Below are 12,953 nucleotides of genomic sequence, written 5' to 3' on the forward strand. Positions count from 1 at the left end.
CCGATGCGGCCGATCCGGGGCTTCACGCGGGGCAGCCGGCGTCGGCGATGACGAAGTAGCCGGTCGGGGCCTCCTGGAGGGTGTGGGTGGTGAAGACGTTGTCCAGGCCCATGTTCTGGCCGGAGCCGTTGGCATAGGCGTAGCCACCGCTCTGGTGGGCGCGCCCGGCCGCGACCTGGTGGTAGTTGTCGGTGGTGAAGCACCGGGGCGCGGCCCCGGTGGTCGTCGCTGTGACCGTCGCCGAGGCGGCACCGGCGGCGCCCGCGGAGTCGACCGCGGTGACCGTGTAGCCGTAGGCGGTGCCGGCGGACAGCCCGGTGTCGGTGTACGACGCCGATGCGGTGGATCCCACGACGGCGCCGTTGCGCCGGACGGTGTACGAGGCCGCGCCGTCGACCGCGTTCCAGGCCAGTGACGCGGAGGTGCCGGTGGTCCCGGTGACCCGGACACCGGTGGGAGCGGGCAGGGAGCCGGGACCGCCGGGGGAGCTGTCCAGGCCCCAGAACGTGGCCGTGTAGTAGCTGGAGCAGACGGTGTCGAGGAAGTAGGCGCCGGCGGTACCGCACTGATCGGTGCCGGATCCCGGTTGCACGGCGAGACCGTGGCCCATGCCGGAGATCGAGTACAGCGCCACGGCGGCTTTGCCCGCGCTGTCGTTGTAGGTGCTCAGCGTGGTGCCGCCGGGCAGGTTCCGGGTGCTGGACGCGGTCTGGCCGATGCTCCAGACGTCGGTCCACTGGTCACGCAGCTCGGTGGCGTTCACCGGTCGGACGGTGGTGTCGGAGGTGCCCTGCCAGATCGCGACGCGCGGCCACGGTCCGGTGTACCCGGGGAAGGAGCCGCGGACCTTGTCGCCCCACTGGGCGGGCGTGAGGTTCTGGGCGGCGTTCTGGCAGGAGGAAGCCGCGGCCTGGGTGGTGGCGCACTGGGCGGGCAGCCCGGAGTCGACGGAGCCGCCCGCGAACACCTCGGGGTAGTCGGCGAGCAGATCGGCCGCCATGCCGGCGCCCGCGGACAGACCGGTGATGAAGACCCGGTGGCTGTCGGAACCGAGCTGCGCCGCGGCGTGGTTCACCATCTGGAGCACCGAGGCGGCCTCACCGCGCCCGCGGGTGTCCTTCGTCGCGTCGAACCAACTGAAGCACGACAGGACGTTGTTGGCCGTGCCGGTCTGCGGGTAGACCACGGCGAAGCCCCACAGGTCGGCGTACTTCTGCCAGCCCGAGTGCGTGTGGTAGTCGCTCGCGGTCTGCGTACAGCCGTGGAGGGCGACGACCAGCGGGGCGCCGGCGGGCAGGTTCGCCGGCGTGTACTGGTACATCGTCAGATTGCCGGGATTGGAGCCGAAGCCGGTGACCTGCTGATACGTGCCGGCCGCCGCGGCAGCCGGCACGCTCGTCAGTCCTGCGGTGAGAAGCCCGAGAACGACGATCAGGGTGAGGCGTCGGAAGATGCCGCGCAGGCGGGGTGCGGTCATGACGAACCTGCCAGTTCCACGAGGTGTCGGGCCACCGTCCTGGCGCCTTCGTCCCCGATGAGGATGGTGTAGTGGTTGGTGCCCGCCAGCTTCAGCGGGGTGACGTTCGGGTGGTCCAGGCCGGCCGCGGCCAGCCGCTCCTCGTCGTACAGCCCCTGCGGCTCGTCCATCAGACCGCGCTCGGCCCACAACAGCCGGGCCTGGCCGGGCAGCTGGTGAACGGCGGCCAGGACGTCCTCGGAGAACAGGTCGACACCGTCGGTGCGGACCGCCTCGATCCGGCAGGAGGACCGCAGTTCCGGCTCCTGCCCCACCAGATCGCGCTGGACGTAGGCGTCCACCCAGGGCTCCCAGGACGCGCCGAACGCCGGATGCGCCTGCCAGAACGACCGGTAGGTGTCGCGGTCCGGGAAGGTCATCGACAGACGGCTCATGGCCGGTCCGATGACCGCCGTGATCAGCTCGTCGGGTGCCAGTTCCAGCGGTGCCGGAAAGCCCACCGCGCCGTCCACCAGCAGCAGGGAGGGGAACCGGTCCGGGTGGCGTACCGCGGCCACGGCCGCGACGAAGGCGCCCATGGAGTGTCCGGCCAGCACCACGCGGGGCGCACCGACCGCCGCCATCAGGGCTGCCGCGTCATCGGCGTGGCGGGCGATCCCGTACGGTCCCGGCAGCGCGGCACTGCCCGCCCGCCCGCGCAGATCGGGGGCGAGCAGGGTGACGCGGCCCGCCAGATGATGGGCGACGCGCGCCCAGGACAGGGCGTTGCCGGTGATCCCGTGCAGCGCCAGCACCACCGGCGCGTCGGGCACGGCGGCCGGCCAGCGCAGTACGGCGAGTTCCCCTCCTTCCACGGCGACGGTGAACTCCTCGAACGTTTCCGCCTCGACGGCGGGGGTGGGATTCTGCGTCATGACGCGGGGATCTCTTTCCGTTCGGCGGGCTCGGCTTCTGTCATGGTGCGCCCGGTGGCTCGTGAGGACCAGGTGACGCGGACCCGTTCCGGCAGCCGCACCACACCGCCGGGCAGCAGGTACACGACCGCGACGAAGACGGTGCCGAGCAGGAACAGCGGCTGGGAGAGCGGGACCCGCAGCACCGCGGGGAGGCCGGCCACCGCGCCGGACCCGGCCAGGTCGCCGAGGCGGTGGTCGGCCCAGGTGTAGAGGACCCCGCCGACGAGCGGTCCCCAGCGCGATCCGGAGCCGCCCAGCACCACCATCACCAGGAGCGACAACGTGAAGTTCGACGTGGTGGTCTGCGGGGTGGCACCGCCGGTGAGCAGCAGATAGACGATGCCGCCGAGCGCCGCCAGGGCGCCGGACAGGGTGAACGCCACGAGCTTGAAGCCGTAGGGCCGCAGCCCGAGCACCTCCACCCGGCGCTCGTTCTCCTTGATGCCCTCCCAGACCCGGCCGGTGGGCGAACGCACCGCGCAGTGGACGGCGGCGAGCGTGACGACCAGGTAGGCCAGGGCGATCCAGTACAGATTGACGGTGTGTTCGATGCCCACCAGGGAGGCGGGCAGCCGGTCCGCCGGGACGGCCCGCCCCTCCTCCCCGCCGGTCAGGCCGCCCGGGTCGCGTGCGACGAGGATCGACCCGGCCTGGGCGAACGCCAGCGTCACCATGGAGAAGCCGATGCCGCTCACCCGCAGCCCGACCGCTCCCAGCAGCGCGGCCAGCGCCGTGCCGAAGAGCAGCGCCAGGAGCGCCGAGGTGACGAACGGCAGCCCGGCCTCCAGCATGATCGTGTTGGTGGCGTAACCGCCTGCGGCGAAGTACAGGGCATGACCGAAGGAGAGCAGTCCCGTACGGCCCAGCAGCAGGTCGTATCCGGTGGCCAGGCCCCCGAAGACCAGGCACAGGGCCAGCAGTTGGAGACTGCCGGGGCTGCCGATCGGACCGTCCAGCAACCCCGGCAGGGGCAGTGCGCTGTACGGTGCGGCGAGCAGCGCGAGCAACAGGCCGACCGGCCACCAGCGGATGAGGTGCTGGCGGCGTCGGCCATGGCCGGCAGCGGTGTCGCAGTGCTCGCGAACGGGGTCCTTCGGCTGGGTCGTGGTGGTCACGCGAGTCTCCCGGTGAGGCCGCGCGGCCGGGCGAGGAGCAGCGCGGCGAGCAGCACGACGACGGCGAGGTCGCCGAGTCCCGTGGTGGTGTAGTAGTTGGCGAACTGCTGGACGAGGCCGACGGCGACCGAGGCCAGCGCGGCGCCGGTGATCGAGCCCATGCCGCCCATCACGACCACGACGAAGGCGAAGATGAGCAGCGAGGTGCCCTGGCCGGGGTCGACGGAACCGAAGTACAGACCGCCGAGGGCGCCCGCCAACGCGGCCGCGGCTCCACCGATGGCGAAGACCAGCGTGAACGCTCTGCGGACGTCGATGCCCAGTGCGGTGACCATGGCCCGGTCCTCCACTCCCGCGCGGACGACCAGACCGTGCCGGGTGCCGCCGAGGAAGAGTTTCAGGGCGGCGAGCACGACCAGGGCGGCGCCCGTCAGGACCAGGCGGTTGACGGGGATCTGGGCGCCCAGCAGTCCGAAGGTGCCCGACAGCGCCCGCGGTCCGGGGAAGGGGCGGGCGTCGGCCCCCCAGATCGCCGAGAGCAGCGCCGGAACCGCGAGTCCGATGCCGACGGTCGCGAGGACCTGTTCACGGGGACGCGCGTACAGCGGCCGGATCAGGGCCAGTTCGAGGAGCACGGCTGCCAGGGCCCCCGTGGCGGTCCCGAAGGCGACGGCCAGGACGAACCCGAATCCGCCGGACCCGGCTGCCGGAAGATGACCGGACGCGGCCCACCAGGTGCCGTAGGCGCCGATCGACAGCAGCGCGCCGTGGGCGAAGTTCAGGACGTCCATCAGACCGAAGATGAGGGACAGCCCCGACGCGACGAGGAAGTACAGCGCCCCCAGCCCGAGTCCGGTGAGTGCGAGCAGCACGACGGTGGACATCAGACGCCGCCCTCCTCGGTGCGCACGGCCCCGGCCGGTGCCGCGCCGTGCCGTCCGACGCCCAGGAGACGGCGCATGGCGTCGGCGTCGGCCAGCAGTTGGGCGGCGGGGCCGCGGTACGACGTGCGGCCGTCCGCCAGTACGACGCAGTGCTCGGCGAGCCGGCGCACCATGGCGAGGTTCTGCTCCACGAGCAGGACGGGTACGGCCTGCGCCGCGCGCTCCAGCACCTGGGCCACCTCGGTGACGACCTTGGGCGCGAGGCCCTTGGTCGGCTCGTCGGCGATGATCAGCCGGTTCCCGTTGAGCAGGGTGCGTCCGATCGCGACCATCTGCTGCTGTCCGCCGGAGAGGGTGCCGGCCGGCTGCCGGGCACGCTGCCTCAGTTCCGGGAAGAGCTCGTGCACCAGGCCGTAGGCCGGTTCGCCGGCGCCGCGCCGCTCGGCGAGCCGCAGGTTCTCCGCGACGGTGAGACCGGCGAACACCCCGCGGTCCTCGGGTGCGTAGCCGATGCCGCGGCGGACCAGCGTGTGGGTGGCCAGCCGGATCGTCTGCTCGCCGTCGAGCAGGACGCTGCCGGTGCGCGGGACGAGTCCGAGGATGCCGCGCACCGTGGTGGTCTTGCCCGCGCCGTTGCGGCCCAGCAGGGCGGTCACCCCGGCGGCGGCGACATCGAGGTCGACGCCGTGCAGGATGTGCCTGCCGCCGATGACGACCCGCAGCTCACGCACCGTCAGCAAAGGGGTCTCGGATCCGTTCACAGCGCCTCCCCGAGGTAGGCCTGCTGCACGGTGGCGTCGGCCATCACCGCTTGCGGGGTGTCCAGCGCCAGGAGGGTGCCGTGGTGCAGCACCGCGAGCCGGTCGGCCAGGCCCAGCAGCACCTCCATATGGTGTTCGACCATGAGGACGGTGCGCCCCTCGTCACGGTGCAGGGAACGGATCAGGTCGGTCAGCGCCGGGACCTCCTCGGCGCTGACCCCGGCCATCGGCTCGTCCAGGAGCATCAGCCGCGGTTCCCCGACCAGCAGCACCGCCAGCTCGAGTTGGCGTTTCCCGCCGTGCGACAGGCTCGCCGCCGGTGACTCGGCGCGCTCCGCCAGACCGGTGCGCTCCAGCACCGCGTCGACCTGCCGCCCGTAGCGCGCCGCGCGCCGCCAGATCCGGTAGGAGCCTCCGGTGGCCGCCTGCGCCGCCAGCCGTATGTGGTCGGCCACCGTCATCGCGGGCCACAGGCTGGAGGTCTGGAAGGTACGGCCGAGCCCGCGCCGGGCCCTCGCCGGCACGGACTCGGCGGTGATGTCGGCACCGTCGAGCTCGATGGTGCCCTCGGTGGCCGGGACGAGACCGCTGATGAGGTTGAACAGCGAGGTTTTGCCGGCCCCGTTGGGGCCTATGAAGGCGAGGAACTCGCCCTCGCGCACGTCGAAGGAGACGTCCTGGACGATGGTGGCGCCGCCCACGGTCCAGCCGACGTCCTGGAGCCGGAGCACCGGAGCGGGGAGTGTGCCGTGCCCCGCGTCGGCGCCCAGTGGTGCGGGGATCGTGGAGTGCACTGGGATCAGCCCGCCATCGGCTTGGCCGGGGGCGTGACCGCCGCCATCGGCAGGGTCGTGAGCAGGTGCGGCCTGGCGGCCGCGGTCGGCCCCGTCAGCTGCGCGGTGAACATCGGCTGCAGCAGCGCGTGGTCCTGGGCGCGGATCCGCTCGCTGCCCTTGGGCCCGTTGAACGTCCAGTCCTCCAGCGCCTTCGCCATCGCGGCGGTGTCGGTGGCGCTGCCCGCCTCGATGGCGTGCACGATCATCTGGGCCGCCGTGAAGCCGTCGGGACTGAACAGGTCGGGCGTTCCGCCCGCCTTCGTGATGCCGTCGAGCATCGCGGTCTCCACCGGGTTGGCGGCCGCGCCGGGGAAGTAGTGGGCCAGGAACGACACTTTGCCACCGGCGGGACCGAACACCGGGTACGAGGCGGTGCCGGCCAGCCCGGTCACCACCTTCGCGGCGTCCAGAACTCCCTGCTGGTTCAACGCCGTCCACAGCGCCGGGGCGGAGGCGCCGGCCCACGCCACGAAGACGAGATCCGGCTTGCCGGCCTTCACCTGCTGGGCGAACGGCGTGAGGTCACCCGCGCCGGGCGGCGCGAGCACGGAGCCGACGCGGGCACCGCCCGCACCCAACACGGCTTTCACGGCCGCCACGTTGGCCTGACCGAACGCGGAGTTCTGCGCCAGCACCGTCACCTTCTTGCCCCGGGAGTCCCCGAGCAGCGAGCCGGCGGTGAGGATGTCCTGGTAGGACTGGCGCCCCGAGCGGAAGGTGTACTTGTTGATCCCGGTCACCGCGTCGGTGGCCGCGGGACCGCTGATGAACAGAACGTGGTTCTGCGCCGCCAGCGGCGCCATCTGCAGGGCCACTCCCGAGTCCGTCGTCCCCGCCAGGATCCTGACGCCCTTGCCGAGCAGGCTCTTGGCCTCGGCGACGGCCTTGGCCGGATCGCCCGCGTCGTCCTGCTCGGTGACCTCGACGGAGTGGCCGCCGACCTTGCCGGTGCCGTGCGTGGCATAGGCGAGGCCCGCGGTGAAGCCTTCCCGGTACTGCTTCCCGTAGGCCGCGAGCGGCCCGCTGCGGGAGTAGACGAGTCCCACTTTGACGGCGGCGGAATCCGCGCCGTCCGCGGCCGGACCGCCGGCCGTTCCCGCGGCACTGCACCCGGCCAGCACCGCGCCGACGGCCAACAGGGACAGCCCCCGGAGGAATCTGCTGCTCGTGGTGCGCGATGTACGCAAACGCATGGTGACCGGCTCCCGCAGAGGTGATGGGTTGCGCAAACCGTAGGAGCGCCGCGCCGCACCGGACATGTGGAGGAGCCACCCTCCCGCCGTGCCGGGAATGGGGGAGAGAGACATGGCGTGTCGACGACCGTCCTGGTGATCAGCATGTCGACACCGTGGCGCCGGGGCGGATCGAGCACCGATTCGCAGGACGTGACGCCGCCGACGCGGGTCGTATCGTACGGGTGGTGCCGCGCGTCGTTCCGGGCGCGTCGGGGAATGATTCCCCTAGCATGAACACCAGTTGAAAGACCGATCCCGCTTTCCCTTCCGTCCTGTTCCGTCGCCGTATGAATCAACCGGGGTCGGACGACGGCCTCCGTTTTCGAGTTTCGAGTTTCGATTTCGATAGGAGGGACACCGTGAACCAGCGCGGATCGGTGCTCCTGGAATGGCTCACCAACAAGCTCGGGCCCAAGCATTCCGTTCCCGCTCCCGGCGGACCGCCGCCGATGGAGGGGAACACCCGCTCCACGGAGGGGAACCTCCGGTTCACGGCCGACTTCTCCTCGCAGGAGCAGTGGGTCGCCGGGCATTCGTGGGCGTATCCGGACGGCGGGCCGGTGAATCCGGGAGACGACAAGCTCGATCACCTCGTGCCCGATGCCGACTACTGCCGCAGCGGATCGTTCCGGGCGACCCGCCGTCCCGACGGCAACTGGAACACGGGCCTGCTGACCACCGAAGGCAGTGCGGAGGAATTCACCCTCCGTACCGGCGACATTCTGGAGACCCGGGTCAGGCTGCCCGAGGCGATCGGGGCCTGGCCGGCGATCTGGACGTGGCGGGACGGTGGAAACGAGATCGACGTATTCGAATACCACCCCGACAATCCGGATCTGCTGGAATTGTCGAACCATGTCAGGGGCGCCCACCGCTCCTACACCGACGCGTCGATCCATCCCGGTGCCTGGGTCGATCTGAAGGTCGAGTTCCGTGCGAGATCCGTCGTCTGGTGGGTCAACGGAACGCGGGTCTTCGCCGACGGGAAGGGCGTGGGCCGCAACTGGCATGCCTACCTGATCGTGAACCTCTCGGTCTGCGGCGGCCGCTACCACCCGGCGCCGGAGGCGGACGTGACGGCCATGTCCTACGAGGTCGACTACCTCCGCGTCCATACGTCCGCGCGCGCCTGAGCGACCTGGGGATTTCGACGGAGATGGAAAGGATTGCCCGGGCCGTATTCAGGCCACCTGGACCTTCGACGGCAAGACCTGGGACCGCTGCCTGCACTACAACCCCGGTCCCGGTGAGTACGCGATCCGCGGATTCGCCCCGGGAGTCACCATCACGAGTCTCGTATGGCGCGGTGAATGCTGATGCGACCGGACCAGCCTGACGCCGGTTGATCCGGCCCTCCACCCGCCGCCCCCGAAAACACTTTGCCGGGCGGTCGGCGGGTGGGGGAGGCTTCCGGTCATGTCCGACAACGATCCGAGCACGTCACAAGGGGTGGCCGACCTGTTCTCCCACGGGAGACTGGTAGCGATCCCGCGCAAGACCGCCCGCCGCGAGCAGCTGCTCGTCCACCTCACGGAAACCCTGTTCGAGCGGGACCGGGAGTACACCGAGCGGGAGGTCAACGAGGCACTGCACACGGTGCACGAAGACAGCTCGGCGCTGCGGCGCTATCTGGTGGAGGGCGGCCTGCTGGCCCGGACCAGGGACGGCGCGAGCTACCGACGGGTCCACTGACCGGGGCCGGTGCACGCCTGGCCGCGAGTGCGTGCGGCTGGAGCACGCGTACGGCGATGCTGTGTCGCTCGACGTCTACTGGCTGGAGGCCGGGACAGCGAACGCCCGCGCCACCGGATTCCCGGTGACGCGGGCGAGACCACTGAGTTCAGGACCGACGGAAGCCGGTGCTGTCAGGCGCGTTCTGCTGTGAGGGCTTCCATTTCGCGGTCGACGGCGAGCTGGTGCTCCTCGGCGTCCTCCCTGGCCTTCTTGGGGCTCCATCGTCCGGACATCACGAAGATGAACGGAAGGAAGAGCACCTGGCCGCCGACGCACACCCACCACCAGGTGCGCCACTGGCCGGGGCCGTCCTTGGCGGCCTTCTGGACCTTGGGGCCGTACTCCTGCAGCAACTGCAGCTGGGGTTGCGCCTTCTGGACCACCGCGAGGTCGGCGGGTCCGACCTCCTTCACCGCGCGTGCTGTGAGGTCCGGCGGGATGGCGGTCGGCGGGAACTTACCGAGTTCGGCGAACAGCTCCTGGTGCGCGCCGACCACGGCGAGGGCCGGGCCCGCCTGGACCTGGGCCGCCTGTACTTCGGCACCGTGGTCGACCAGCGGGGTGACGGCCGTGACGAGGACCGGGATGAAGGCGGCGGAGACCGCGACGACGGCCCGGATGATCCAGCCCCAGATGGCCAGGCCGGTGGCCGTGGCGGCCGGGTTGTGCCTCTCCACCGTCTCGGTGAAGCTCGCCATCCACGGTGCGTAGGCGAACCCGGCGAAGGCGCCGATGCCGATGAACAGCCAGGCGAACGTGTAGTAGTCGGTGCCCGGATGCGTGGCACGCATCGCGAACGCGGCGGTGACCATGATCGAGCCCAGCGCCCCGACGACCATGAACGGCTTGCGGACCCGGAGCCGGTCCGACAGCAGGCCGGCCACCACCAGGGCGACGGCGTTCGCGGCCCAGTACCAGTTGGCCACCGCGTTGGCGCGCTGCTCGGTGTAGCCGAAGACGGTCGCGAAGAAGACGACGAAGTTCCCGACCGCGGCGAAGTACAGCAGCAGGTAGACGCTGATGGCGAACGCCGAGCCGACGACGTCCAGCCGGAGCATCTGGCGCCAGTGCCCCTGCTGGACGGCCTGCGGGTCCATGCCCTTGGCGCGGGCCTCGACCAGGGCGCGGTCGCGCAGGCTGACCATGATCTGGTCGCGGAGCGCGGGCGAGAGCTCGCGCAGTGCGAACAGCGCGATGACGAAGACGACGAGTCCGGAGGCGCCGGAGTACCGCAGTTCGTCCTGCCAGCTGGCTGTGTCCAGGGTGTGACTGGTGACCGTGGTGACGACGAGGCTGCCGATCACCGGGCCCATCGTCCAGTACCCCATGGCGGTGGCCCGCCCGAGCTGCGGGGAGAAGTCACGGATGAGCGCGGGGGTGGCGACCAGGACGACACCCTCGATGAAGCTCACACAGGTGAAGAGCACCAGGTACATGCCCTTGGAGGAGGCGTTGGGCAGCCCGAACAGGACGAGCAGCGCGGCGATCAGCAGCCCGTAGACGACCATGTTGGCCCGCCCCCAGCGGTCCGCGAGGCCGGCGGCCAGTGATGCGAAGGCTCCCACCGCGTTGCCGACGACCGAGACCCAGATGAAGTAGCTGTAGGTCATGTGGAAGTGCGCGATGATCGAAGTGGCGACCGCGTACTGGATGTACAGCATGTAGTACAGGACGACGGTGGTCACGACGACGATCGCCAGGTACCCCATACGGCGGCCGGTGGCGGGATAGTGCGCGAGGTCGCGGTGCCACAGGCGGGCGGCGAGGCCGGGCCGGGGTCTGGCGGACGGTTCGGGGACGGCGTTGGCGTCGTCGTGCAACGACGGGGGCGTGGCCATGCGGCTCCTCCTGGATACGGATGTGCCGAGCGGAGCGCCTTCGGAGGGCGTGGCCAGAGGGTAGTACCGACCAGTCGGTACGGCCTAGATGTGTGCACGAAGGATTCGAACCCGTTCGACACGGCGCGACGGTCTCGTCGAGCGCCGGGTCCGGCCGGTGCGGAGTTCAGCTCTCCGGACTGCCGACCCGGCCCCTGAGGAACGGGGCCAGGGAGTCCTGGAGTCGCTGGTCATGGGCCGCCGGTATATCGGCCGCCGGGGGGTCGGCCGCCAGGTCGTCGGCAGCCGGGTCGTTTGTCAGAACTGCCAGAGCACGCCGTGGTTGGCGATCGTCATGACCAGCAGGATGCCGAGGTCGGCGACGCCGAGGGCCAGGCCGAGCAGGGCGCGGCCGCGGCGCTGGGTGCCCTTGGCGAGTGCGGTGCAGGCCAGCGCGATGGCGCAGGGGCCGAGTACGAGGTTGAGGACGAGCAGGCCGGGCAGGCCGAGCAGGAACGAGGCGACGGCCATGCCGTCGGCGTCCTTGCGCTCCCGGGTCGAGTGCGTGGCGGGCGAGGCGAGCTGGGTGTTGATGGCGTTCATGGTGTTTCCCCCTTGCTGGTTGGTGTGGAACCGGGTGGTTCTGCTGGTCAGCGGTGGTTCCGGACGCGGGCGATGCCCTCGCGGACGCCGAAGGCCAGCAGCCAGGCGACGATCAGGGCCGACGCGATGGTGAAGACCGAGAGCGAGGTGTGGGCGGCGGCGCCCATCAGGATGCCCATGGCCATGAGGAGTACGACGAGGCTCATCTGCGGTCCCTCCTTGGGGAGTTGGGAAATTCGGGTAACAACTGTTCACTGAGTGAGAGTCTACCCTGGCAAATTTCGGAGAACAGATGTTTACTGAATGACATGAGTCACACCCTCGGCGTCCGACAGGCCCGTAAGCAGCAGACCCGGCAGGCCCTTCTCGATGCCGCGCTGGGCCTGCTGGAGCACCAGAATCTGAGCAGTCTCGGGCTGCGCGAGGTCACCCGGGCAGTGGGCGTCTCGCCCACCGCGTTCTACCGGCACTTCCAGGACCTGTCGGATCTCGGGGTCGCCCTGGTCGAGGAGTCGCTCGGCAGCCTGCATTCGGCGATCCAGGCGGCGATGGCCGAGCAGCGGGATCCGGACCGGCTGATCGACCGCACGGTGGAGATCATCGCCGGCCATGTCCTCGACCACCGGCCGCACATCCGCTTCATCGCCCGTGAGCGGCACGGCGGCGTCCGTCCGGTGCGCGAGGCGATCGCCACCCAGCTGACGCACTTCGCCGACGAGGTGGCCGCCGGCCTCGCCCTTCAGCCCGTCTCCGACGGCTGGACGGACGATGACGTGCGGATGCTCGCGGAGCTCTATGTGGACCACATGGTGACGACCGCGTCCCAGTTCCTGGAGGCGACGCCGGAGGACGAGGAGCGCATCACCTCCACCGCACGCCGCCAGCTGCGGGTCATCAGTCTCGGCCGGCGGCACTGGCTCGACTCCTGAGACGGTCCGCAACCTGGTGTTCTTCGTGAGGAATACCTATATTTGGTGTATAAAGCCCAGCGCCTGCCCCCATGGCTTTCGGCTCCAGTGCCCACAGGCCGGCGGTACGGCGGCCCGGGCGGACTGGAGGTTTGTCATGCGTAAGGTCGCCGACTGCCGGGACATGCCCAGCGAATCCGGTTGCACGCTGACCATCGCCGGCGAGGAGGAAGAGGTCGTACGTGCGGCGTCCGAGCACGCCGCGTCGGTCCACGGACACGCGGACACCCCGGAGCTGCGCGAGATGGTCCGCGGAAGCCTGAAGGACGAAGCCCCGCAACACGTCTGAACGCGCGGACCCGTTTGAACGCGTGGACCCGCCCGAAGCCGTGGCCCCGTCCGAAACCGGGGCCGAGGTCCCGCACCACCAGCAATGCCGGACTCCGCCGCACTGACCTGCGGCGGAGCCTCCGTATGCCCGCCCCATGGTGACGGAGGATTAGGCCGCACGGGTTACGCATGGTTTCCGGATTTGCGGACAGATGCGCGGAGGGATGCCGTCCGGTTGGCCGCTCGTGTGCTGCGGACGCCGGACGGTCGCCTTAGTGTCGGATAACAGACCGTCAC

14 protein-coding genes are annotated in these 12,953 nt (G+C 70.6%); 4 read left to right on the forward strand and 10 right to left on the reverse strand.

Annotation, left to right across the window (positions count from 1 at the left end; translation table 11 throughout):
* Nucleotides 1-22 precede the first annotated feature (22 nt).
* From O3W51_RS01575 to O3W51_RS01605, 7 genes are read right to left on the reverse strand one after another with little or no spacing between them, the layout of a single operon-like run.
* On the reverse strand, nt 23-1,477 hold the full coding sequence (locus tag O3W51_RS01575; protein WP_269283122.1) for an extracellular catalytic domain type 1 short-chain-length polyhydroxyalkanoate depolymerase: 1,455 nt from the start codon (nt 1,475-1,477) through the stop codon (nt 23-25).
* On the reverse strand, nt 1,474-2,391 hold the full coding sequence (locus O3W51_RS01580; protein ID WP_269283125.1) for an alpha/beta fold hydrolase: 918 nt from the start codon (nt 2,389-2,391) through the stop codon (nt 1,474-1,476). Before O3W51_RS01580 ends, O3W51_RS01575 begins: the two co-directional genes overlap by 4 nt.
* Nucleotides 2,388-3,548 (reverse strand): branched-chain amino acid ABC transporter permease, encoded by a 1,161-nt coding sequence (locus tag O3W51_RS01585; RefSeq protein ID WP_269283129.1) that lies wholly within the window; start codon nt 3,546-3,548, stop codon nt 2,388-2,390. Before O3W51_RS01585 ends, O3W51_RS01580 begins: the two co-directional genes overlap by 4 nt.
* On the reverse strand, nt 3,545-4,432 hold the full coding sequence (locus O3W51_RS01590; RefSeq protein ID WP_269283132.1) for a branched-chain amino acid ABC transporter permease: 888 nt from the start codon (nt 4,430-4,432) through the stop codon (nt 3,545-3,547). The genes O3W51_RS01585 and O3W51_RS01590 overlap by 4 nt, the downstream gene beginning before the upstream one ends.
* The gene (locus O3W51_RS01595) at nt 4,432-5,193 is read right to left on the reverse strand and encodes an ABC transporter ATP-binding protein (protein WP_138351399.1); all 762 of its coding nucleotides are present in this window, start codon (nt 5,191-5,193) and stop codon (nt 4,432-4,434) included. Before O3W51_RS01595 ends, O3W51_RS01590 begins: the two co-directional genes overlap by 1 nt.
* A complete protein-coding gene (locus O3W51_RS01600; RefSeq protein WP_244808973.1) occupies nt 5,190-5,987 on the reverse strand; it encodes an ABC transporter ATP-binding protein in 798 nt (265 codons plus the stop codon). The genes O3W51_RS01595 and O3W51_RS01600 overlap by 4 nt, the downstream gene beginning before the upstream one ends.
* 5 nt (nt 5,988-5,992) lie before the next feature.
* Nucleotides 5,993-7,222, reverse strand: coding sequence for a substrate-binding domain-containing protein (locus O3W51_RS01605; RefSeq protein WP_138351400.1), 1,230 nt, complete (start codon nt 7,220-7,222; stop codon nt 5,993-5,995).
* Nucleotides 7,223-7,713: 491 nt separating this feature from the next.
* Here O3W51_RS01605 and O3W51_RS01610 point away from each other — a divergent pair, with 491 nt between their 5' ends.
* Both O3W51_RS01610 and O3W51_RS01615 read left to right on the forward strand, forming a co-directional pair.
* Nucleotides 7,714-8,397 carry a glycoside hydrolase family 16 protein gene (locus tag O3W51_RS01610; RefSeq protein ID WP_138351601.1) on the forward strand — a complete coding sequence of 228 codons (684 nt, stop codon included), beginning with the start codon at nt 7,714-7,716 and terminating at the stop codon, nt 8,395-8,397.
* A gap of 283 nt (nt 8,398-8,680) precedes the next feature.
* Entirely contained in the window at nt 8,681-8,956 is a 276-nt protein-coding gene (locus O3W51_RS01615; protein ID WP_198357872.1) for a DUF2087 domain-containing protein, read from the forward strand.
* A 173-nt stretch (nt 8,957-9,129) separates the two neighbouring features.
* Here O3W51_RS01615 and O3W51_RS01620 read toward each other — a convergent pair whose 3' ends face one another.
* The 3 genes from O3W51_RS01620 to O3W51_RS01630 form a co-directional block, all read right to left on the reverse strand.
* Nucleotides 9,130-10,836 (reverse strand): MFS transporter, encoded by a 1,707-nt coding sequence (locus O3W51_RS01620; protein ID WP_138351402.1) that lies wholly within the window; start codon nt 10,834-10,836, stop codon nt 9,130-9,132.
* Nucleotides 10,837-11,133: 297 nt separating this feature from the next.
* Nucleotides 11,134-11,418: a DUF4190 domain-containing protein gene (locus O3W51_RS01625; protein WP_138351403.1), complete on the reverse strand. Its 285-nt coding sequence runs from the start codon at nt 11,416-11,418 to the stop codon at nt 11,134-11,136.
* A gap of 47 nt (nt 11,419-11,465) precedes the next feature.
* Nucleotides 11,466-11,624: a hypothetical protein gene (locus O3W51_RS01630; RefSeq protein ID WP_187144730.1), complete on the reverse strand. Its 159-nt coding sequence runs from the start codon at nt 11,622-11,624 to the stop codon at nt 11,466-11,468.
* A gap of 102 nt (nt 11,625-11,726) precedes the next feature.
* Here O3W51_RS01630 and O3W51_RS01635 point away from each other — a divergent pair, with 102 nt between their 5' ends.
* Entirely contained in the window at nt 11,727-12,347 is a 621-nt protein-coding gene (locus O3W51_RS01635) for a TetR family transcriptional regulator (protein ID WP_138351404.1), read from the forward strand.
* A 136-nt stretch (nt 12,348-12,483) separates the two neighbouring features.
* Entirely contained in the window at nt 12,484-12,675 is a 192-nt protein-coding gene (locus O3W51_RS01640; protein ID WP_138351405.1) for a DUF1059 domain-containing protein, read from the forward strand.
* Nucleotides 12,676-12,953 lie beyond the last annotated feature (278 nt).

The sequence above is a fragment of the Streptomyces sp. H39-C1 genome (genome assembly GCF_027158125.1).
Taxonomy (GTDB): Bacteria; Actinomycetota; Actinomycetes; order Streptomycetales; family Streptomycetaceae; genus Actinacidiphila; species Actinacidiphila fildesensis.

What these genes read in the sequence shown, in the direction of transcription:
- O3W51_RS01575 (WP_269283122.1), bottom strand. Translation starts at nt 1,477, where the DNA reads ATGACCGCACCCCGCCTGCGCGGCATCTTCCGACGCCTCACCCTGATC.
- O3W51_RS01580 (WP_269283125.1), bottom strand. Translation starts at nt 2,391, where the DNA reads ATGACGCAGAATCCCACCCCCGCCGTCGAGGCGGAAACGTTCGAGGAG.
- O3W51_RS01590 (WP_269283132.1), bottom strand. Translation starts at nt 4,432, where the DNA reads ATGTCCACCGTCGTGCTGCTCGCACTCACCGGACTCGGGCTGGGGGCG.
- O3W51_RS01605 (WP_138351400.1), bottom strand. Translation starts at nt 7,222, where the DNA reads ATGCGTTTGCGTACATCGCGCACCACGAGCAGCAGATTCCTCCGGGGG.
- O3W51_RS01610 (WP_138351601.1), top strand. Translation starts at nt 7,714, where the DNA reads ATGGAGGGGAACACCCGCTCCACGGAGGGGAACCTCCGGTTCACGGCC.
- O3W51_RS01615 (WP_198357872.1), top strand. Translation starts at nt 8,681, where the DNA reads ATGTCCGACAACGATCCGAGCACGTCACAAGGGGTGGCCGACCTGTTC.
- O3W51_RS01620 (WP_138351402.1), bottom strand. Translation starts at nt 10,836, where the DNA reads ATGGCCACGCCCCCGTCGTTGCACGACGACGCCAACGCCGTCCCCGAA.
- O3W51_RS01625 (WP_138351403.1), bottom strand. Translation starts at nt 11,418, where the DNA reads ATGAACGCCATCAACACCCAGCTCGCCTCGCCCGCCACGCACTCGACC.
- O3W51_RS01630 (WP_187144730.1), bottom strand. Translation starts at nt 11,624, where the DNA reads ATGAGCCTCGTCGTACTCCTCATGGCCATGGGCATCCTGATGGGCGCC.
- O3W51_RS01635 (WP_138351404.1), top strand. Translation starts at nt 11,727, where the DNA reads ATGAGTCACACCCTCGGCGTCCGACAGGCCCGTAAGCAGCAGACCCGG.
- O3W51_RS01640 (WP_138351405.1), top strand. Translation starts at nt 12,484, where the DNA reads ATGCGTAAGGTCGCCGACTGCCGGGACATGCCCAGCGAATCCGGTTGC.